Here is an 18,926-nt window from a genome sequence, read left to right as displayed (position 1 = left end):
ATGAGGGAGAATCTGAATCGAACGTTTCATATTCAAGGAATTGCCTGGAACAAGAAAAATGAGTATACGCCCGTCCACTCTGAGAAATGTTCTTCCCTAACGGATATTAAAGTAAGAGTGAAGGAAGAGGTTGAAGGGTGGGGTGAATCTTATGTATTCGAAATGGAGAATATGTCAAAAGAAAATCGCCAGCTAAAAGTTTTCTTTCTCATCGAGTGGCTCGCCTGCAAGGAAGATGGAGTGGGGGTTCTGTCCCTTTCGAAGGATACATTCTGGAATTACAGCGGAAAACGGGTTGCCATCACCAATATTGTTTCCTGTGCAGAATCTGTAAAGAAAACAATCTATCCTCTTAATCTGAAGGGGCTCAAACTTTGGAAGAAATCCTTAAGCAAAGGTAGCTTATACTACCATCCCATAACAAATGGCCTCAATATGATGGTGTATATGCTGGATTTCTCTTTCAAGCCCTTCGAAGTGAAACAGGGGAAAGTATATGCCGTTGAAGGTGAGATGGAAGAAGAGGTTGCAAATTTAAGTGATAGAATAAAAAACGGACTAGCATTTCCCGGGGAAAAGTGATATTATATAAAAGTCGTATGAATAGTAGAAGATGTATATGTTTGGAGGGAAATTATAATGCGTGTAAACATTACTTTGGCTTGCACAGAAACTGGTGAGCGTAACTATATTACTACTAAGAACAAGCGTAACAACCCAGACCGTTTAGAGCTAAAAAAATATTGCCCGAAATTAAAGCGTGTGACTCTTCACCGCGAAACGAAATAAGCAGCCGGATTTTATCCGCTGCTTTTTTTTATGCTTTATTAGGTTCTAATTTATACTGAAGAGTAGCTGGCGTAAGGGCTGTCGCATTTATGCGTGAAATCCGTTAAAATAATTTCAGGATAGTAAGCGTGGAGGGATCATATGTCTAAAAAGGAAAAGCGGAAATCTCAGCTGCAAGTTTTAAAATCCATTGGTCATATTGCATTTCAACAAAAATGTTTCGAAATAGAACAGCGCCTTTTTGGGTCTCCCGAGTGGAAGCGAAGCAGCATTGTATCAATTACCATTTCAAAGCCTCCGGAACTCGATACTTGGAATATCATTAAGAGAGGCTGGGAAGAGGGAAAGACAGTCGTCGTGCCAAAGTGTCTCCCGGAGAACCGCCAGTTGGTTTTTTATAAACTGAATGATTTTCATCAGTTGGAACAATCTTATTTTAATTTATATGAACCGGACCCGGAGAAGTCCGTTGCTGTAAATAACGAATCCATTGAATTGATGATCGTACCGGGGTTATCTTATACCAATGCGGGTTACCGTCTTGGGTTTGGTGGGGGATATTATGACCGGCTGCTTTCAGTCTTTTCAGGAACCACAGTGTCTCTTGCCTTTGAAGAGCAAATGGTCGAATCATTGCCGATCGAATCCTTTGATATGCAGGTGTCAACCATATTGACGGACTTGAGACGGATCGATTGTGAAGATTGAGTTCTTCTTTCTTCTTCTCTTTATCCCTGCCATCGCGATTGGAGGATGGAGGACCAAGAATTTAAGTATATCAGGGGCTTGGATGGCGGTGTTGGTCGGGCTTTTCATTGGTATCGCATATGGTTTCCGGGGCTTGTTTGTATTGGGGGCATTCTTCCTTTCGTCAAGTATATGGTCTCATCTATTCAAAAAGCACAAAATCGGGATAGAGGACCGGCTCGCTAAGACGTCCAAACGAGATTGGCAGCAAGTATTGGCAAACGGCGGACCTGCAGCACTATTCGCCCTGTTGTTCAGCATAACAGGGGAAAACGTATGGTCATTTGCTTTTGTTGCATCGGTTGCAGGGGCAAATTCGGATACCTGGGCTTCTGAAATTGGTCCTTTAAGTCAGAAACAACCGTTTTCCCTAAGGTCGTTCCGGAGAGTTCCAAAAGGCACATCGGGAGCCGTTTCTCCTATCGGTACAATCGCGGCGGTCCTGGGTGCAGCTTTTATCGCACTGGCAGCCCTGGTCATGCTGGTTGGTATGGATACCACACTCTTTATATTGATCACACTTTCCGGGTTTCTTGGAAATCTCCTGGATACATTGCTGGGTGCGTATGTACAATTGGATTACAGGTGCCGGGTGTGCGGGATACAGACGGAATCCACTGTCCACTGCAGACAGCCTACCGAAAGAACGAAGGGCTACTGGATGAATAATGAACTTGTCAATGCCATTTCAAGCTTAATGTCCGGAGTGATCCTTCTTCTCCTCTATTGGTAGCAGGCAAAAAAATGCCAGGTTTAGATAAATTTATGGGATAAGCCAATCGGTTATGATCCAAACTATAAGCAGGAGGGATCATGATGAACGGATGGACAAAATGGTTAGTGCTCGGAGGTTTGGTTCTCTTTTTGGTTCCGAATCGATATCGTTTGTTAAACTTGTTATTAGGGAACTTTCTACTACGGAAATTTGCTGTAAGAGCGGCCATGGGAATCCCCGGTATTCGCTCGAAGTTCATTCAGGGCGCATTCCGCTCTTGACCAAAAAAGGCTGCAGGAGGGCCATACCCCATCCTGCAGCCTTTTTTGTTTACACATTAAAAACAGGTTCGGTATAGTAGGGGGAGACACATTGAAATTTCGGTAGGTTAAAAGAGTAAAAAGAAAGTAGTGGATGTTGTGGATTTACGATATCATTATTTATTTTGGAAAGTAGCCCACTATTTAGTGGAATATAAACAATATCGGATCCTGAATCTTTCCCCCGACCAGGATGAAATATGGTTGGAGAATTCAGGAATGAAAGAAGGAAACATCGTCCGGATCGTTCGAAAGGACCTGGATTGGGGTAACTGGGTCAAGAGAGATTTGGAATTGACCTCCATGAATGGAGAAAAAATCAGGAAAACCCTGAAGAAAAGACAGCTTCATATAAAGAATCTCTACATATCTACTTTTCCACCTGTCGATGGGGATCCAGATCTATTCCTCGACCCGGTGAACCGTCATAAAACGACCATCCAACCTATCCTGCTAGATGGAGATGAAAGTGTGGAAAAGCTAAAAGCCCATCCACTTTTCAATGATGGAGACTGGGAGCTCCCCCCTGAAGTATTGGTAGCCAATGTTAATTGGATCAAAAATATGGCCATGACGTCTTCCTCCAAGCAAATTCAGAAAGAGAGACAGTTATTTGAAAGAGGGAAACCGTTTTTTACTTATCTCTTTATTGCTGTTCAAGTGATCATGTTCCTCATTCTTGAAATGAATGGAGGGAGTAAGGACCCCGAGACGCTCATTCAATTCGGTGCAAAATATAATCCTCTTATGATAGAAGGGGAGTGGTGGCGCCTCATCACACCAATCTTCCTGCATATAGGATTACTGCATCTCTTGATGAACACACTCGCTCTTTATTATCTCGGAATGGCAGTGGAGAAAATGTTCGGCAGGCTCCGGTTCGTTCTCATTTATATACTGTCGGGAGTCGCAGGCACGCTTGCAAGCTTCCTGTTTACATCCAATCTTTCAGCAGGGGCAAGTGGGGCGATCTTTGGTTGTTTCGGTGCTCTCCTGTACTTTGGGGTATTACATCCAAATGTTTTCTTCCGCACCATGGGAACCAATATCATTGCGGTCATCTTATTGAATCTGGTCCTGGGATTCAGCCTTCCCGGCATTGACAACGCTGGCCATATCGGGGGTCTTATTGGAGGATTCCTTGCGGCAGGGATCGTCAGTCTGCCAAACGCAATCCGGCCGGTGCGTCAGCTCCTGTTTCTTCTTGGAAGCATTCTTATAACAGGTATATTGGTATGGAATGGCATCGGAGAGGATTCAAGTTCCTGGGATGTCGATACGGCAAATGGGGTCGCCCAGGAAAAGATATCGAATCAGGAGTGGGCGGAAGCCGAGGACCTTCTTACCCCTGTAGTGGAAGAAGGAGCTCCGAATGCACAAACCTATTTCTACCTTTCCTATGCTGAAATCAAGCAGAATAAATTAGCACCGGCGAAGAAGCATTTGACCTCTGCAATAAAGGAAGATGATCGATTTCATGAAGCCCACTACAATCTTGCCTTGATATTGATCGATACCGGGGAAAGGGAAGAAGCTTACCTCCACGCAAAAAAAGCCTATGAATTAAATAGGCAGGATGAAAAGTATGAGAAACTTTATAAAGAGTTACAAGGGAGCAATTAAGATATCAACTGTCTGAGTAAGGACGCGCCCCCATAACGATCAACGAGCAGCACAAGGACTTCTTTTTTATCTTTTTTAACTAATAGTAGAGGAATGGCACTGTCGATGGATTCCACCACAGAGCCGTCCTCTTTTTTAATCCCTAAATAATAGTTTTTATATAGTCCTTCCCATAGATTACCGATCAGGCGATCCCATTCCTTTCTGGTGAAGCCCTCCAAGGGACGGCCATCGTACATCGCGAGACTGGTCAGTGGGATGGGGGTGTATTCATCGACATTGATGCCCATGGAGGAAAGGGCATTTTCCCATAAATAATCGAGTTGTTGGGACGTCACTTTGTCCAGGATGTTCTTCCATTCTTTTTCCGTGTCGCTCCCGGGTTGCCTGAAGGCATTTAATGGACTGAAATTGGAATCGATCACGTACAGCGTATCTTCTGACATTTTCTGGGCGCTGGTGAACTCTGTGTCTGATTCATGTATTTCAGAATAGTGAAACGTTACTGCTTGGAGAATACTGCTCTCTTTCCCCTTTATGGTCGATTCCTCATCAATCTGATCTGTATCCTGTTCCCATTCATTCATCAGACCCTTCAATCTCCCATTCATATATAAAAAGCCGACATCCTGACGTAAATAAGCGGGAGTATCAAGCTTTGAAGAGACCTTCCAATTTACCTCATAATGATCATTTTTCTTTTCCGGTTGGAGCATTAGAAGCGTCGTGGCCGATTCATAAGATACGTTTTCATTAATGGGAAAGAAAATGATGCTCTCCCGGCTTTGCGGCTTGTAAATAAATTGAATGCCCACAGCCACTATACACATGAGCACCAGAAATGGCATTGCTTCTTTCAGCCTATCCTTCATTTTGTTCACTCCAGTGGTTTGTCCATTTTCTACATAGTATGAATCGATGGGATTGAATATGATAGGATGTATGATTTCAGGCTTCTTTGTCTAGTATGGTAAAGATGGAAAATCATGTAAAGGTATTGGAAGTGAAGGCTAATGTCGAATGAGAAGAAAAAGCCTGTCTCTATTCAGATTGAAGAAAACACCAATTATTTAAGGGATACTTTAGCAGTAGACAAGAGCTTTGATGTCATTCAGTTGGATCTGGAGTATGCAGAAAGAAAGATGGCCATGTTTTTAGTGGATGGCTTCGTTAAAGATGATATTATGCATTATCTGATGAAGCTCTTATCTGGACTCAGTCCTGAACAATTGGAAGAGGATACGCTAGAAAAGCTTTTAAAAACGTATATTCCTTATATAGAGATTGAACAAGTAGATGACTTGAATCAGGTGATCGATTTAGTACTGGCAGGTCCGACAGCACTTGTCGTGGACGGCATTGACAAGGTTATTATGATTGATGCCAGGACGTATCCGGTCAGAGGGCCTCAAGAACCTGATTTAGAACGGGTGGTAAGGGGTTCAAGGGACGGATATGTCGAGACGATTGTATTTAACACAGCATTGACAAGACGGAGGGTGCGCGATCCTTCTCTTCGCATGGAATACATGCAAATAGGCAGAAGATCTAAAACGGACATCGTTGTCAGTTATATAGAAGACATTGCCGACCCTAAGTTGGTGCATAAAATCAAAGATGCACTCTCGAAGATCGATACAGACGGCCTTCCCATGGGGGAGAAAACGTTGGAAGAGTACATTGCGGGACGGCATTGGAATCCCTATCCGCTGGTCCGGTACACGGAAAGACCTGATACTGCGGCATCTCACCTATATGAGGGACATGTTCTCATCATGGTGGATGGTTCTCCGAGTGTCCTCATCACCCCGACCACGTTTTGGCATCATCTTCAGCATGCTGAAGAATACAGGAATAAACCTTCTGTAGGGGCTTATCTGCGTTTTGTAAGGTTTATTGCGGTGTGGACATCGATCTTTTTACTGCCCCTTTATTATTTATTTGCGATCCATCCGGAGCTGCTGCCGGAACCCATGGCCTATATCGGTCCGAATGATGTAGGGGAAGTCCCGTTATTCCTTCAGTTTTTAATCATTGAAATTGGGATCGATATTTTAAGGATGGCCGCCATACATACCCCGTCTTCCCTGGCAACCGCCCTTGGCCTCGTTGCAGCTTTGATGATCGGGCAGGTTGCGGTTGAAGTCGGGCTGTTCATTAATGAGGTCATTCTTTACCTGGCGATCGCTGCCATCGGAACGTTCTCGACCCCGAGTTATGAGATGAGTCTGGCTAATCGACTGGTGCGGATTTTCCTATTGATATGTACGGCTTTATTTGGTGCATATGGATTTGTAGTGGGTGTATTCTTATGGATCATCATGCTCTCAAGAATGAGTTCGTTTGGCATTCCATATATGTGGCCATTTATTCCCTTCAATCTCAGGGCATTCAGGGATGTATTCATTCGTTCCCCGATCCCCCTTAAGAACAGGCGGCCGCGATTTCTGCATCCGAAAGATCCGGATCGTTAGAAACGATAGAAAAGAGATTTTCTTACTGGATATTCCTTTAAGGAAATCTCTTTTTGTTTTGTGTCCGTACTGGTTTGTTTAGGATTGAGAAGAAAGCGGTTTTCACTTATACTTTATAGGGAAGAAGAGAAAGCAGGTGTATGGCATGAAAACGATTTATGATATCCAACAGTTACTCAAAAATTATGGAACGATTATATATGTTGGACATCGTCTTTCCGACCTGCAACTAATGGAAGGCGAATTAAAGGAACTCTATCAATCCCAACTGATCGATACCCGGGATTTTCAGACCGCTTTATTTTTGTTGCGTCATGAAATAGAAATTGAAAAAGAAAAACAGGACAGGTGATAAAAATGACAGAAAAATGGTTAGTTGGAGTTGATTTAGGAGGAACGACAACAAAGATTGCGTTCTTGAGTAAATACGGTGAGCTTTTACATAAATGGGAAATCCCCACGGATAAATCGGAAAACGGAAAAAATATCATTGTGAATATTGCGAAAGCGATAGATCAAAAGCTTGAAGAATTGGATCAGAGCAAGGATAAACTGGTTGGGATTGGTATGGGTGCACCTGGACCCGTCGATACGGCTAAAGGAATCATTTACGAAGCGGTCAATCTAGGCTGGGAGAATAATACGCCTTTAAAAGATTTGCTTGAGGTCGAAACAGGATTACATGCAGTCATTGACAATGATGCAAACTGTGCGGCACTCGGTGAGATGTGGAAGGGTGCAGGCGATGGGGCGAAGGATATCGTATGTGTGACATTAGGTACGGGCGTAGGGGGCGGTGTGATCACAAATGGCAATATCGTTCACGGTGTGAAAGGAGCAGGTGGTGAAATCGGCCATATCACCGTCGTACCGGAAGGCGGATACCAGTGTAATTGCGGGAAGACAGGGTGTCTTGAAACCGTTGCCTCAGCGACCGGTGTCGTCCGCCTCGCAAACGAAAAACTCGATGCCACAGGGGAAGAATCAACGCTTCGGGCCCTGAGGGATTCCCACGGTTCAATCAGCGCCAAGGATATCTTTGATGCAGCAAGAAACCAAGATGGACTTGCCTTGGCAGTCATTGATCAATTAGCCTTCTATCTCGGGTTATCACTTGCGAATCTCGGAAATGGGCTGAACCCTGAAAAAATCGTGATTGGTGGGGGAGTCTCTAAAGCAGGGGACATCTTATTAAAGCCGGTCATTACATTTTTTGAACAGTTTTCATTTCCGACGGTCCGCACTTCTACACACTTAAGTATTGCCACGCTTGGAAATGATGCCGGTGTGATCGGGGCAGCCTGGTTGGTCAAGAACAAGATTTGATTTGACCTTAAAGTGAAATTCGAAAGAGAGCTTTCCTTTATGGAGGGTTCTTTTTTTTATTTGGAATAGTAGTCTAAAACACCTAATGACAAATGAACTGTTTTTAATTAATGAGGTTTTATTGAAACTTTTAATGGTTTCATCCGTCTAATAGTATGGGTAGGAGAATAAGGCATCAATCATTATACACCCCCATAATGTATCCACGTTAAACGTTATGTAAATAAATAATGAAGATGAGTCAAGGTTTCGTTAGGAATGATTTCCCTATTAAAATAATGAAAGTGTTACATACGATTGAACCGTTTGTAGCAAGGAGGTTGAATAAATGAATGTAAAGAAAATACCAAAGGTACCGCTTATCATTATCGCAGCTTTGTTCCTTTGGATCAAAACGTATATTGTCTACAAAACCAGTTTTGATATAAAGATAGAAAACGCTCTCCAGGAACTGATTCTATTCATTAATCCACTAAGTTTCTTACTATTCATCTTCGGAGTGGGCTTACTTCTTAAAAAGGATAAGTCTCGCACCCGGTATATCATCACTGCAAGCTTCGTCCTCTCGTTTATCCTGTACGGAAACGTAGTATTCTACCGATTCTTCGATGACTTTTTGACATTGCCTGTCCTATTCCAAACAAGCAATTTCTCTGATTTAGGCACGAGCGCCAGTGCAATCATGAGCTGGAAGGATCTTTTCTATTTCACCGATGTGATCGTATTGATTTTCATTATAAAGTTGAAACCAACCTGGTTTTCTTTACAGAACTATTCTAAAGCCAATCGACGGGCTTATTTCCTCGTTGCAACAGCACTGGTTTTCTTTAACCTTGGATTGGCAGAATCGGAAAGACCTCAGCTTCTGACCAGGACATTTGACCGTGAAATGCTGGTCAAGAATATCGGAACATATAATTATCATGTATACGATCTTTTCCTGCAATCCAAATCTTCTGCCCAGAGAGCTCTTGCGGACGGAAGTGAACTGGCAGATATCGACAATTACGTCAGAGCGGGTTACACCCGGCCCGATAAGGAAATGTTCGGGGTGGCAAAAGATAAGAATTTAATCATTGTGTCCCTTGAGTCACTGCAGAACTTTGTCATCAACAGTGAAGTGAATGGACAGGAAATCACTCCTTTCCTTAATGATTTCATAGGGGAAAGCTACTACTTTGATCAATTCTACCATCAAACCCAACAAGGGAAGACGTCCGATTCCGAGTTCATCATGGACAACTCCCTTTATCCGTTGAACCGTGGAGCGGTATTCTTTACCCATTCAGGGAATGAATTTGAGTCCATGACGGAAAAACTGGGGGAAAACGGATATTATACATCAGCTATGCACGCAAACAATAAAAGCTTCTGGAATCGTGACATCATGTATGATTCCCTGGGGTATGACCGATATTATTCGTTACCTGATTATGATGTGACAGAAGAAAACTCTGTGAACTGGGGGATGAAAGATATCCCGTTCTTCGAGCAATCTGTGGAGCATATGAAACAAATGCCTCAACCGTTTAGTACGAAGATGATTACATTAACGAATCATTATCCTTTCACGCTTGATGAAGAAGATCAGTTGATCGATCCTTATACATCCAAGGACGGTACGGTGAATCGTTATTTCCAGACGGTCCGTTACATGGATGAAGCGGTGAAGAACTTCATTACGGACTTAAAGGAGTCCGGTCTGTATGACAATTCCGTCATCGTGATGTATGGAGACCATTATGGGATTTCAGAGAATCACAATAAAGCGATGAGTCAATATCTCGGTAAAGACATCACCCCGTTTGTAAGCACTCAGCTCCAACAGGTGCCACTGATCATCCACATTCCCGGTGAGGAAGGGAAAACCATTTCCAAGGTTTCAGGACAAATCGACTTAAAGCCGACCATCATGCACCTTCTCGGAATCGATACCAAAAAGGACATTCAATTTGGTTCTGACCTCTTCTCCCATGAACATGAGGACCTGGCCATACTCCGTGACGGACGGTTCATCTCGAAAGACTATGTGTATGCAGGTGAAAAATGCTGGAATAAGGAAACGGAAGAAAAAACCGATATGAAATATTGTGAACCATTCAAAGAGCGTGTTACTAATGAGCTGGAATACTCCGATAAGATCATTTATGGAGATCTGCTCCGCTTTTATGGGGAAACCGAATATCGTGATGACGATGAATCATAAAGTTAAAGCTTGCGAAAGGTTTCGCAGGCTTTTTTTGTCATGAATTTTTGAACCATTCATACATGTAAGTAAGGACATATGAATGGGGAGGTTCCATTATGAAAGTGAAAGTGCGCAGTGGCGATACCCTCTGGTACTACAGCCAACTGTTTTATATCCCGGTCCAGTTAATCATCGATTCAAATCCTTCCGTTGATCCGAATAGATTGAAAATCGGTACAGAGATACAACTTCCAGGATTCAGGAAAGAAAATCATTCTATTAAACAGGGTGATTCTTTTTGGTCCCTTGCCCAAAACCGGAACATCGGTGTCGATGCGTTACTTCTAATGAACGAAGGTGTTAATCCCAATGGATTACAAGTTGGTTCAACTATCATTCTTCCCTCCAGGGTGGTTTCACCCATCGTCAATGGTAAACAGGCCTACGGTTCACCAAGATTTGAGGGAGATGTACAACGTTTAAAAGAGCTCTATCCCTTTATAAAATTAAGATCGACAGGCGAAAGTGTAGGTGGAAAAGATCTCATCGAAATAAGGATAGGAAGCGGAAAGAAGAAAGTTCATATGAATGCTTCTTTTCATGGGAATGAGTGGATCACCACATCTGTCCTCATGACGTTTATCAATGATTATTTACTTTCCTTGACCAACAGTCAGCTTATGAGGGGAATACAAACCCTGCCCATATATGCAGATGTGACGTTGTCACTCGTCCCCATGGTGAATCCCGATGGAGTGGACCTTGTTCTGAACGGTCCCCCCGGCGATAAAAGAACGGAAGTGATCGCTCTCAATAGGGGAAGTACCGATTTTACCGGATGGAAAGCCAATATTAGAGGCGTGGATCTGAACAATCAGTTCCCTGCCAAATGGGAAGTCGAGCAGGAAAGGAAGGAGGAGAAAGAACCTGCTCCAAGAGATTTCCCAGGATATAAGCCACTCTCAGAACCTGAAACCATCGCAATGGCTAAGCTTGCCCGGCAAGAAAAATTCGATCGACTTCTTGCCCTGCACACCCAGGGGAAAGAATTTTACTGGGGGTATGATGGATTGGAGCCTCCGGAAGCCGCTAAACTTGCAAAAGATTTCACCAGAGTGAGCGGGTATGAATCCGTCCGTTATATTGATAGTTACGCTGGATATAAAGATTGGTTTGTCAAAGAATTCAAGAAATCAGGGTTCACCCTTGAATTAGGAAGAGGCATCAACCCCTTGCCCCTATCACAATTCGATGAAATCTATCAGGACGTACTCGGTATTTTACTCGTATCAATCTATCGGTGGTATGAATGAAGAAAATACTCGAAAAATCTTTTTACAAGTTCCATAAATATCTATTGTAGAAAACGAAAATCAGGAGTAAAATTAATCATCATCCTATTGAATAGTAACCTCTTGTGGTGACCCTAATGATGTGTGTCTGAACATCTGGTCATCACTTTTTTGAATTTTTGTAATGTTTTTTTAATCTTATTGAAACATTTTTACGTTTGAAACGTACTAATTAATATGGAATACAGGAGAAGGGGGAAGTGGATGAAAAAGAAAAAAAGTAGTGTGTTGATATTTTTCATAATGTGCATTCTGTGGTTAACGGCATGTCAGCCGGAAGAAACACAATCTTCCCCCTCAGAGAAAGAAAAGGCTCATAAGAAAGAAATGATGGTCAATATCCTTCCTGCAGAAGGATTTATAGAAAATGTCGGCTGGCTGTCCAGTTCAGAAATCCTTTCTGTACGGGAAAAGGATGGTATGACGTCCTTTTATATCTACAATGTGTATGACGGAAGCAATCAAAAAATTTATGATGTACAACCCTCTTATGTGAGCGCAAGCATCTCACCTGATAAGAAAAAAATACTCATTCATTCCTCTCCGGCATCCTATTCAGCCCAACTGACGATCATCAATAGATCAGGGGAAGTGCAATTTCAAAAGGACGTTCCTTCCTACGACTTGACTCATTCCTGGAATCCGTTCAATGATGATACTTTGTTAATCACGACTTTCAATGAAGATTGGAGCTTTCAGGTCTTTGAAATGAATATCGGGGACAGGACCATGGATCCCATTGAGGTAGAACAGCCGTTTGTTCAGTGGCAATCAGCATCCTCCGTCCTTTATCAGGATTGGAGCAAAGATGAAGTGAGCGTATCGGCACCCCTGATCGCTCAAAATATCCTCGATGGTAAGAAGGAAACGATCGTGGAGGATAGTATCCATTTCAATCAATTCAACGATTCTCTGTTAGCGGTCTTCCCACGAGAAGAAAATGGGCCTTTTACGTATCAGTTCATTCATTCCACCGGGGAAGTTCAGTCCGAATTTACAGTTGACCTCTTAAGCCGTTACTCTGATTGGTTAATCCCTTACTATGATATGATAGAAGGGACGGGGCGGTTGATTACGTTCGTTGCCAATGAACCAGGTTCCTTTGATACGTACTCGGGCACGTTTTCTTTAAAGGGGTGGGACACGAATTCCGGAAAGGAAGATGTCCTGTTTGATGATCTTCCTTTAGAACCCATAAAGTGTTCTCCTGATGGAGAATCCTGTTTATATGGAAATCAACTTGAAAAAGTAATCAATTTGAAGAACCCAAGTATCATCCAACTATTAAAAGAAGAAGGAGCAGATATGTAATGGCGATAGTCGATGTAACAGTAATACCAATCGGAACGGAATCTCCCAGCGTAAGTTCATATGTTGCGGATCTGCATGGGATCCTTAAGGGGTATGAAGAGGAAGGGAAGATCCGTTTTCAACTTACTCCCATGAATACTATTATAGAGGGGGAACTCCCCGTTCTTTTCCAAGTGATTCAAGATATTCATGAGTCCCCATTCCAACAAGGGATCCAGCGTGTGGCAACCAATATCAGAATTGATGACCGCAGGGATAAGCCATCCACCATGGAAGGAAAACTTTCTTCCGTCCAGCGTAAATTAGAAAAATAACGGATATAAAAAGAGTGGGCATCCATGCCCACTCTTTTTATAGGAACCGATCAAACTTCTTCACTTTCCAAAAGGACTTCACTTTTGTCGGGATAGGTTTTTTCGATGTGCTGCTCACCCCATGCACATAACATATCCAGAGGCTCTTTTAACGACCATCCGTACTCTGTCAGTTCGTACTCCACCTTTGGAGGGACCTGATTATAAATGATCCGGTTTATGACGCCATCTGCTTCAAGTTCCCTCAATTGCTGGGTCAGCATTTTCTGTGTTATTCCAGGCATCAAACGTTTTAGTTCACTGGTTCTTCGCTTGCTTTTAATCAAATGACAGAGGATGACGACCTTCCACTTGCCACCGATCACTTCCAAGGAAGCTTCTACGGGTATATTGTATTTTTTCATATCATTGCCTCCACATCTAAAGTCAAATATTATATAGAATCAGCTGCAAGGATAGGGAATATCCCATTTCCTTGAAGATATATTTCACCATTATTATAACGTACACATCCAAAAGGTCCATAGGGTACTTTTGGGTACCTATAGCGGGAGTGGGGAAAATTAAAAAGCCTTCCAAAACAAATTGGAAGGCTTTTTAATGTGTAACATTTTTTAATTAATGGCCACCTGGGTATCCAGAGTGAAGGACAGTCATAATTGTAAACCATCCAAAGACACCTAATGTCGCCAATGAGAAAAGGATTCCCATTGCATTCTTGTTTTTGAACGTGCTTACTACTGCGAATAAAGCTAATAATGTAACCAGTGAAGTAATAATTACAAGACCCATTTATATGACCCCTTTCATTAAAATGCGTTTTACTGATTCTATTGTAACACTATGTACATAAATGCACCCATTAACATTTTATAGGTTTTTCTCCTGTTTGTCGAGGTCAAAAAGTTTGACACTTCTATGTCGACCTCATTTTTATGATGACGGAAGTTCTGATACAATAAAAGTATCACAAATGGAGGTGGAAACGTTGCAATGGAAACAAATGCCCTTAGGCCCTCTGCAAACCAACTGTTATATCCTATGGAACGCCAATAATGATTGCCTGGTGATTGATCCCGGTGGAGAAGGGGATAAACTCATTCAATGGTTGGAGAATCAATCATTGTCTCCTTTAGCCATTCTTCTCACTCATGCTCATTTTGATCATATTGGAGCGGTTGATCAAATGAGGGACCACTTCAGCATCCCTGTATATGTACATGAAAAAGAGGCACAGTGGTTATTAGATCCTTCATTGAATGGATCACAGCTATTCATGATGGGCGAGCCCGTCAGACTGAAGCCAGCGGATTACATACTGACAAATGAAAAGAACTTGAAAATTGGTGACTTTCAACTGCAATTATTCGAAACACCTGGTCATTCACCCGGTAGTATTTCTTATTATGTACAAGAATGTGGAATCGTATTAGCAGGAGATACTTTATTTATGGGCAGTATCGGGAGATCTGATTTGCCGGGTGGAAACCAGAAAGAATTATTAACAAGTATTCATGATAAGTTATTGACCCTGCCGGAGGATACCACAGTCCTACCAGGTCACGGTCCTGAAACATCGATTGAAGCGGAAATGGATTCCAATCCTTTCTTGAACGGCTTCTAAATAAAAAAATCCCTTCAGCTACAAGCTGAAGGGATTTTTTCTAGTGTCCTCCTGCACCAGGAGTCATCATAAAGGTCGTCCAATAAGTAAAACCTGCAAAGAACACTGTTAAGTAGGCACCGAAAACATAAATATACATGCGTTCGGACAGTTTTAAATAGCTAAGCATAATGAAGAATCCGGTTTGGCCTAAAAAGATTAATGATGTCGTGGTCATATCACCAAGATAGAACATAACGGCAAAAATACCAGTCCAAAACCCAAGAACTCTAAACATACGATCCATATGTAACCCTCCTTTGCACCCTAAGTCCATCACTCAATATTATAAATGAATACTACCATAAAAGTAAATATGTGTTTGAAGTTAGTTTGTGACGAATGCTTGTTAACTAAACATGAAACTTTCATTTTCTCTATAACTTACGAATTATTTTAGATTAACTCATTTAATGTAAAAAAATAATCACAAATTCCCAAGTGATATTACTGTACAAAAGTTATACAATTAATATACAATATGTTTAATGAATAAGAAAGTTCAATTTAAAGGAGGTCAATAAAGTGAACAACCTGACATTTTTTACTTATCCAAGCTGTACCTCTTGCCGAAAAGCCAAAAAGTGGTTAACCGCACATTCCGTCGATTTTGATGAGAGACACCTATTTAGAGAGACTCCTACACATAAAGAGCTGATGGATCTACTATCCTTAACGACTGATGGACTTGATGAAATACTTGCCACAAGAAGCCAAACGTTCAAAGACTTGGGTAAAAACGTGGACGATCTGCCATTATCAGAAGTGATTAAACTAATCATCGATGAACCGAAACTTCTTCGCAGGCCCCTTTTGACAGACGGAAAAAAACTGGTCGTCGGCTACAATCCAGATGGCCTTCAGAGTTTGGCGAACAAAAACAGATCACTGAAGAAAAGCAGCTAGACGGTAATTGAAAAAGGCAGGCACTTGAAATTCAAGTGCCTGCCTTTTTCAATGGTTATAAGTTATCGGGGCTGAACGAGCCGTTTCCGCTTTTCGATTATCCAGCTGCGGGGCTTAGAGGCTCGAGGTCATAAGCTAAGGAACCCAAAAAGGCAAAGAACGCCTTTCCGGGTTCCTCATCTTATGCTTGTCGCCTCTGGGCAAAGCCCCTCCGCTGTTCGAGATGTCCAGCTGCAGGGGCTTGGGGCTCGAGGTCATAAGCCAAGTAACCTAAAAAGGCAAAAGGCGCCTTTTTTGGTTACTCGTCTTATGCTTGTCGCCCCAGTGCGAGCCCCTTCCGCTTTTCTTACTGGGCTAGCTGGATTCGAACCAACGCATGTCGCAGTCAAAGTGCGATGCCTTACCGCTTGGCTATAGCCCATTGAATCGTCTTTACAAAATATAGTATGGATGTATTTTGACGATCTATTCATGTATTGTTAAAAGTTATTAAAATGTTTTCGGAATGCATTGTCTGTTGTAATAATGGTTTGGTTGATATTGATAATAGTATCGGGGGCAACTGAAAGAGACTTTTAATTAAAAATTCTTTCAAAAAAAGAAGGATTTTGCCAATTAATGTCGTATATATACTTTAAGAAAACAGAAAGGTGGTGCCAATCCATATTTCACTCAGTCGAATCATTATCGGAAGTGATGATCGGAGAAGCGTTCAGCAATGATGCAACAGATGTTCATTTGATTCCCAGAACGAAAGATTACTTGATTCAATTCAGAAAGCTCGGGGTACTGGTTCCGTTCCAGACCATAGACCCGGATCAGGCAGACCGCTTGATTGCCCATCTGAAGTTCATGGCCTCCATGGATATCGGTGAAAAGCGTAAACCCCAAAGCGGCTCCTTCAGCCTTACCGTAAAAAACACACCCCTATCTCTCAGGATTTCCACCCTGCCAACCACCCATTTAAAAGAAAGTCTCGTCATTCGGATACTCCCACAAAAATACCAGATTCCCATTGAAAAAATGTCACTATACCCGTCATCAGCTAAAAAACTTCTTGCACTTCTTATGCATTCCCATGGGCTCATTCTGTTTACAGGACCGACCGGAAGTGGTAAAACGACCACTTTGTATTCCCTCGTGCACCATTGCTCCGTCGCCTTGAACCGGAATGTGATCACCCTTGAGGATCCCGTGGAGAAGCAGCATGATGAAATGGTGCAGATCCAGGTAAATGAAAAAGCAGGGATTACGTATTCCACGGGATTAAAAGCTATTTTGCGGCATGATCCCGATATCATCATGGTGGGGGAAATCCGGGACCGGGAGACGGCAGAGATTGCGATACGGGCGTCCCTGACAGGTCACCCAGTCATATTAATAGGACCATGCAAAAAAAGAATCAGTATTTGATTGTTAAAATATCTTTAATTTTAAGCAGGTTTTTTTATTAGTAAGTCACGATAAAAATTTACTTTTGCTCGATGTAATGTATAGGATTTTTTACGAAATAAATAGGCCCATCTATGATAGGCCCATTAAAAAAATAGGAAGGAATTTTGTATACTTGTGAAAAAGAAGGCTTTAAGACATTTCCCAATACTATATTATGCACCCAATGATTTAATGATTGGGTTTAAAATCAAAAACTTTTTTTAGGCACTTCGAAAGTATACTGTGTTTTGAATGATAATTATTAATAAAATTCCACTTCTTTAATCTCCAAACAATCGGGTTTCAACTGATCACTAACTCGATCCACAATGATTTTTTTTGTAAACATCTGTAGAAGCATTTTTTTCTCTAGAGCATCAAGTTGATTCCAGTTTGTTTTTATGTCCAGAAGAATTTCAGTAAGTTCCCCAGTATTCATTTTTTCTCCAGAAGGGTGGAGGGAGCTCAGCTGCTTATTTACATCTTCTTCTTTAGTATTTTCCTCTTCCATTCGAATAGAAAAATCTTCGTCACTGATCATTTCATTTACCCAAGCATATTGCCATTTTTTCCTTCGCTTCTCAATTTCCTTTAGTTCTTTATTTAACAAATTTAACTTATCTTTGGATTCGTCAATTTCATCCATTTTCGTAAGGTCATTAATGATTTCTGGATTTATTTCAAATGTATCCAGATACTTAATAAATTGAGTTTCTAAATAACGCTCAGACATTTGTCTCTGATCACATTCACCTACTCTACTATTGGAGCAATAATATGACCTTATTTTATATTCTGTAGAACCTCTTTTATAATTGCCATACTTCCCTGTAAGAGGAGAGCCACAACGGGCACATTTAGCAGTACCTGAGAATATAAATTTACTGGTAGCAGCTCTTGGGTGAATAACCCTTCTACTTTTTATAATACTTTGAACATTATTAAATACCTCTTTTGTGACGATAGGAGGATGTGTGTTTTCGACTTCAAAATAATTTTCTTTATTTACTCTATAGTTATATCTCATGGTCCCAATATATGTGGGGTTAGTAAGGACATATCTTATTTTAAAATCGTTCCATGGCGTATTTGTTTTCGTGCGGATTTGCAATCGATTTAATTCAACAGCGATACTTCTTGCACCTTTACCCTCAATGTAATAATTAAAGATCCTTTGCACAGTTAAAGCTTCTTCCTCATTTATTTTAAGTGACTTGTTTTCTTTATCTAGGTCGTATCCATATGGCGCCTGGTTAATCACCCAGTTCCCCTCACGAGCCTTTTGTTCCATACCCATGCGTATTCTTTCCCCGGTATTTTCTCGTTCCCATTGAGCTAATGCAGCTACTATCGTTATGAACATTCTACCCATTGCAGTGGTCGTATCGTATACTTCAGTGGCTGATTTGAATTTGCAATCATATTTATCGAAGGTCTCCAAAATGTTATATAGATCACGTACTGATCTAGTCAATCGGTCCAGGCGGTAAACCAAGACACAATCAATCAAATTTTGCTCAATGTGCTTCATCATTCGTTCCAGGTTTGGCCTGTTCGTGTCTTTTGCACTGTAACCATCATCAATATAGATTTCGAATATATCCCATCCCTGAGATACACAGTAGGCTTTCAGACGGTCTGTTTGGGCACGTATAGAATATCCTTCGGCGGCTTGTTCGGTAGTACTAACACGGACATATACAGCTGCTTTCATTCAATCACTTCCTTTAAAACTAAAATACTTGTAATTTAAGAACAATAAAA

At 41.6% G+C, this 18,926-nt stretch carries 20 protein-coding genes, 1 tRNA gene and 1 pseudogene; 16 read left to right on the top strand and 6 right to left on the bottom strand.

From position 1 onward, the window contains the following. From AC0VXY_RS14550 to AC0VXY_RS14525, 6 genes are all read left to right on the top strand, one after another. Window positions 1–582 (top strand): hypothetical protein, encoded by a 582-nt coding sequence (locus tag AC0VXY_RS14550; protein ID WP_475525656.1) that lies wholly within the window; start codon window positions 1–3, stop codon window positions 580–582. A 57-nt stretch (window positions 583–639) separates the two neighbouring features. Beyond that, the gene (gene rpmG / locus AC0VXY_RS14545; protein WP_064091498.1) at window positions 640–789 is read left to right on the top strand and encodes a 50S ribosomal protein L33; all 150 of its coding nucleotides are present in this window, start codon (window positions 640–642) and stop codon (window positions 787–789) included. A 141-nt stretch (window positions 790–930) separates the two neighbouring features. Beyond that, window positions 931–1,497, top strand: coding sequence for a 5-formyltetrahydrofolate cyclo-ligase (locus tag AC0VXY_RS14540; protein ID WP_435990141.1), 567 nt, complete (start codon window positions 931–933; stop codon window positions 1,495–1,497). Beyond that, window positions 1,487–2,269, top strand: a complete 783-nt coding sequence (locus AC0VXY_RS14535; RefSeq protein ID WP_475525655.1) for a DUF92 domain-containing protein — start codon at window positions 1,487–1,489, stop codon at window positions 2,267–2,269. Before AC0VXY_RS14540 ends, AC0VXY_RS14535 begins: the two co-directional genes overlap by 11 nt. 80 nt (window positions 2,270–2,349) lie before the next feature. Further along, the gene (locus AC0VXY_RS14530; RefSeq protein ID WP_318019851.1) at window positions 2,350–2,532 is read left to right on the top strand and encodes a hypothetical protein; all 183 of its coding nucleotides are present in this window, start codon (window positions 2,350–2,352) and stop codon (window positions 2,530–2,532) included. 138 nt (window positions 2,533–2,670) lie between these two features. Further along, window positions 2,671–4,194, top strand: a complete 1,524-nt coding sequence (locus AC0VXY_RS14525) for a rhomboid family intramembrane serine protease (RefSeq protein ID WP_435990143.1) — start codon at window positions 2,671–2,673, stop codon at window positions 4,192–4,194. Here the strand turns inward: AC0VXY_RS14525 and AC0VXY_RS14520 are convergent. Then, complete coding sequence (locus tag AC0VXY_RS14520) at window positions 4,191–5,066, bottom strand: hypothetical protein (protein WP_435990144.1); 876 nt, start codon at window positions 5,064–5,066, stop codon at window positions 4,191–4,193. The two genes, AC0VXY_RS14525 and AC0VXY_RS14520, sit on opposite strands and share 4 nt — an antisense overlap. A gap of 141 nt (window positions 5,067–5,207) precedes the next feature. Here AC0VXY_RS14520 and AC0VXY_RS14515 point away from each other — a divergent pair, with 141 nt between their 5' ends. The 7 genes from AC0VXY_RS14515 (at window position 5,208) to AC0VXY_RS14485 (ending at window position 13,159) form a co-directional block, all read left to right on the top strand. Further along, a complete protein-coding gene (locus AC0VXY_RS14515) occupies window positions 5,208–6,668 on the top strand; it encodes a spore germination protein (RefSeq protein ID WP_475525654.1) in 1,461 nt (486 codons plus the stop codon). Window positions 6,669–6,813: 145 nt separating this feature from the next. Continuing rightward, the gene (locus AC0VXY_RS14510) at window positions 6,814–7,020 is read left to right on the top strand and encodes a YqgQ family protein (RefSeq protein ID WP_435990146.1); all 207 of its coding nucleotides are present in this window, start codon (window positions 6,814–6,816) and stop codon (window positions 7,018–7,020) included. Window positions 7,021–7,025: 5 nt separating this feature from the next. Further along, the gene (locus AC0VXY_RS14505) at window positions 7,026–7,994 is read left to right on the top strand and encodes an ROK family glucokinase (RefSeq protein WP_435990147.1); all 969 of its coding nucleotides are present in this window, start codon (window positions 7,026–7,028) and stop codon (window positions 7,992–7,994) included. A 328-nt stretch (window positions 7,995–8,322) separates the two neighbouring features. Further along, window positions 8,323–10,200 carry an LTA synthase family protein gene (locus AC0VXY_RS14500; protein ID WP_475525653.1) on the top strand — a complete coding sequence of 626 codons (1,878 nt, stop codon included), beginning with the start codon at window positions 8,323–8,325 and terminating at the stop codon, window positions 10,198–10,200. 98 nt (window positions 10,201–10,298) lie between these two features. Continuing rightward, window positions 10,299–11,495: a M14 family metallopeptidase gene (locus AC0VXY_RS14495; RefSeq protein ID WP_475525652.1), complete on the top strand. Its 1,197-nt coding sequence runs from the start codon at window positions 10,299–10,301 to the stop codon at window positions 11,493–11,495. A gap of 243 nt (window positions 11,496–11,738) precedes the next feature. Then, window positions 11,739–12,845: a YqgU-like beta propeller domain-containing protein gene (locus AC0VXY_RS14490; RefSeq protein ID WP_475525651.1), complete on the top strand. Its 1,107-nt coding sequence runs from the start codon at window positions 11,739–11,741 to the stop codon at window positions 12,843–12,845. Continuing rightward, window positions 12,845–13,159, top strand: coding sequence for an MTH1187 family thiamine-binding protein (locus AC0VXY_RS14485; RefSeq protein ID WP_435990151.1), 315 nt, complete (start codon window positions 12,845–12,847; stop codon window positions 13,157–13,159). Before AC0VXY_RS14490 ends, AC0VXY_RS14485 begins: the two co-directional genes overlap by 1 nt. A 50-nt stretch (window positions 13,160–13,209) precedes the next feature. Here the strand turns inward: AC0VXY_RS14485 and AC0VXY_RS14480 are convergent, their stop codons facing one another. After that, a complete protein-coding gene (locus AC0VXY_RS14480; protein ID WP_034757670.1) occupies window positions 13,210–13,563 on the bottom strand; it encodes a winged helix-turn-helix transcriptional regulator in 354 nt (117 codons plus the stop codon). Between the two features lie 214 nt (window positions 13,564–13,777). Beyond that, window positions 13,778–13,951, bottom strand: a complete 174-nt coding sequence (locus AC0VXY_RS14475; protein WP_034757672.1) for a DUF2759 domain-containing protein — start codon at window positions 13,949–13,951, stop codon at window positions 13,778–13,780. 196 nt (window positions 13,952–14,147) lie between these two features. On the opposite strand from AC0VXY_RS14475, the gene AC0VXY_RS14470 reads away from it, so the two are divergent. Continuing rightward, window positions 14,148–14,783, top strand: a complete 636-nt coding sequence (locus AC0VXY_RS14470) for an MBL fold metallo-hydrolase (protein ID WP_475525649.1) — start codon at window positions 14,148–14,150, stop codon at window positions 14,781–14,783. A gap of 40 nt (window positions 14,784–14,823) precedes the next feature. Here AC0VXY_RS14470 and AC0VXY_RS14465 read toward each other — a convergent pair whose 3' ends face one another. Then, window positions 14,824–15,069, bottom strand: coding sequence for a DUF2626 domain-containing protein (locus AC0VXY_RS14465; protein ID WP_034757675.1), 246 nt, complete (start codon window positions 15,067–15,069; stop codon window positions 14,824–14,826). 278 nt (window positions 15,070–15,347) lie between these two features. Here AC0VXY_RS14465 and AC0VXY_RS14460 point away from each other — a divergent pair, with 278 nt between their 5' ends. Further along, window positions 15,348–15,728 carry a Spx/MgsR family RNA polymerase-binding regulatory protein gene (locus AC0VXY_RS14460; protein ID WP_475525648.1) on the top strand — a complete coding sequence of 127 codons (381 nt, stop codon included), beginning with the start codon at window positions 15,348–15,350 and terminating at the stop codon, window positions 15,726–15,728. Window positions 15,729–16,077: 349 nt separating this feature from the next. Here the strand turns inward: AC0VXY_RS14460 and AC0VXY_RS14455 are convergent. Continuing rightward, window positions 16,078–16,149: transfer RNA gene (locus tag AC0VXY_RS14455), tRNA-Gln, on the bottom strand. Between the two features lie 197 nt (window positions 16,150–16,346). Here AC0VXY_RS14455 and comGA point away from each other — a divergent pair. After that, a pseudogene (comGA, locus tag AC0VXY_RS14450) lies at window positions 16,347–17,105 on the top strand (competence type IV pilus ATPase ComGA); the annotation flags it as partial. A 319-nt stretch (window positions 17,106–17,424) separates the two neighbouring features. Here the strand turns inward: comGA and AC0VXY_RS14445 are convergent. After that, window positions 17,425–18,876 carry a recombinase family protein gene (locus tag AC0VXY_RS14445; protein ID WP_475525647.1) on the bottom strand — a complete coding sequence of 484 codons (1,452 nt, stop codon included), beginning with the start codon at window positions 18,874–18,876 and terminating at the stop codon, window positions 17,425–17,427. Window positions 18,877–18,926: the final 50 nt, after the last annotated feature.

This window comes from Rossellomorea sp. QJM3NY_18 (genome assembly GCF_056173145.1).
Note: the sequence above shows the minus strand (reverse complement) of the source record. Positions and strands in the feature narration are given on the sequence as shown.

Coding starts and splice junctions, on each gene's coding strand:
- AC0VXY_RS14490 (WP_475525651.1), top strand. CDS start 11,739: ATGAAAAAGAAAAAAAGTAGTGTGTTGATATTTTTCATAATGTGCATT.
- AC0VXY_RS14520 (WP_435990144.1), bottom strand. CDS start 5,066: ATGAAGGATAGGCTGAAAGAAGCAATGCCATTTCTGGTGCTCATGTGT.
- rpmG (WP_064091498.1), top strand. CDS start 640: ATGCGTGTAAACATTACTTTGGCTTGCACAGAAACTGGTGAGCGTAAC.
- AC0VXY_RS14475 (WP_034757672.1), bottom strand. CDS start 13,951: ATGGGTCTTGTAATTATTACTTCACTGGTTACATTATTAGCTTTATTC.
- AC0VXY_RS14465 (WP_034757675.1), bottom strand. CDS start 15,069: ATGGATCGTATGTTTAGAGTTCTTGGGTTTTGGACTGGTATTTTTGCC.
- AC0VXY_RS14550 (WP_475525656.1), top strand. CDS start 1: ATGAGGGAGAATCTGAATCGAACGTTTCATATTCAAGGAATTGCCTGG.
- AC0VXY_RS14495 (WP_475525652.1), top strand. CDS start 10,299: ATGAAAGTGAAAGTGCGCAGTGGCGATACCCTCTGGTACTACAGCCAA.
- AC0VXY_RS14505 (WP_435990147.1), top strand. CDS start 7,026: ATGACAGAAAAATGGTTAGTTGGAGTTGATTTAGGAGGAACGACAACA.
- AC0VXY_RS14530 (WP_318019851.1), top strand. CDS start 2,350: ATGATGAACGGATGGACAAAATGGTTAGTGCTCGGAGGTTTGGTTCTC.
- AC0VXY_RS14480 (WP_034757670.1), bottom strand. CDS start 13,563: ATGAAAAAATACAATATACCCGTAGAAGCTTCCTTGGAAGTGATCGGT.
- AC0VXY_RS14445 (WP_475525647.1), bottom strand. CDS start 18,876: ATGAAAGCAGCTGTATATGTCCGTGTTAGTACTACCGAACAAGCCGCC.
- AC0VXY_RS14515 (WP_475525654.1), top strand. CDS start 5,208: ATGTCGAATGAGAAGAAAAAGCCTGTCTCTATTCAGATTGAAGAAAAC.
- AC0VXY_RS14485 (WP_435990151.1), top strand. CDS start 12,845: ATGGCGATAGTCGATGTAACAGTAATACCAATCGGAACGGAATCTCCC.
- AC0VXY_RS14500 (WP_475525653.1), top strand. CDS start 8,323: ATGAATGTAAAGAAAATACCAAAGGTACCGCTTATCATTATCGCAGCT.
- AC0VXY_RS14540 (WP_435990141.1), top strand. CDS start 931: ATGTCTAAAAAGGAAAAGCGGAAATCTCAGCTGCAAGTTTTAAAATCC.
- AC0VXY_RS14510 (WP_435990146.1), top strand. CDS start 6,814: ATGAAAACGATTTATGATATCCAACAGTTACTCAAAAATTATGGAACG.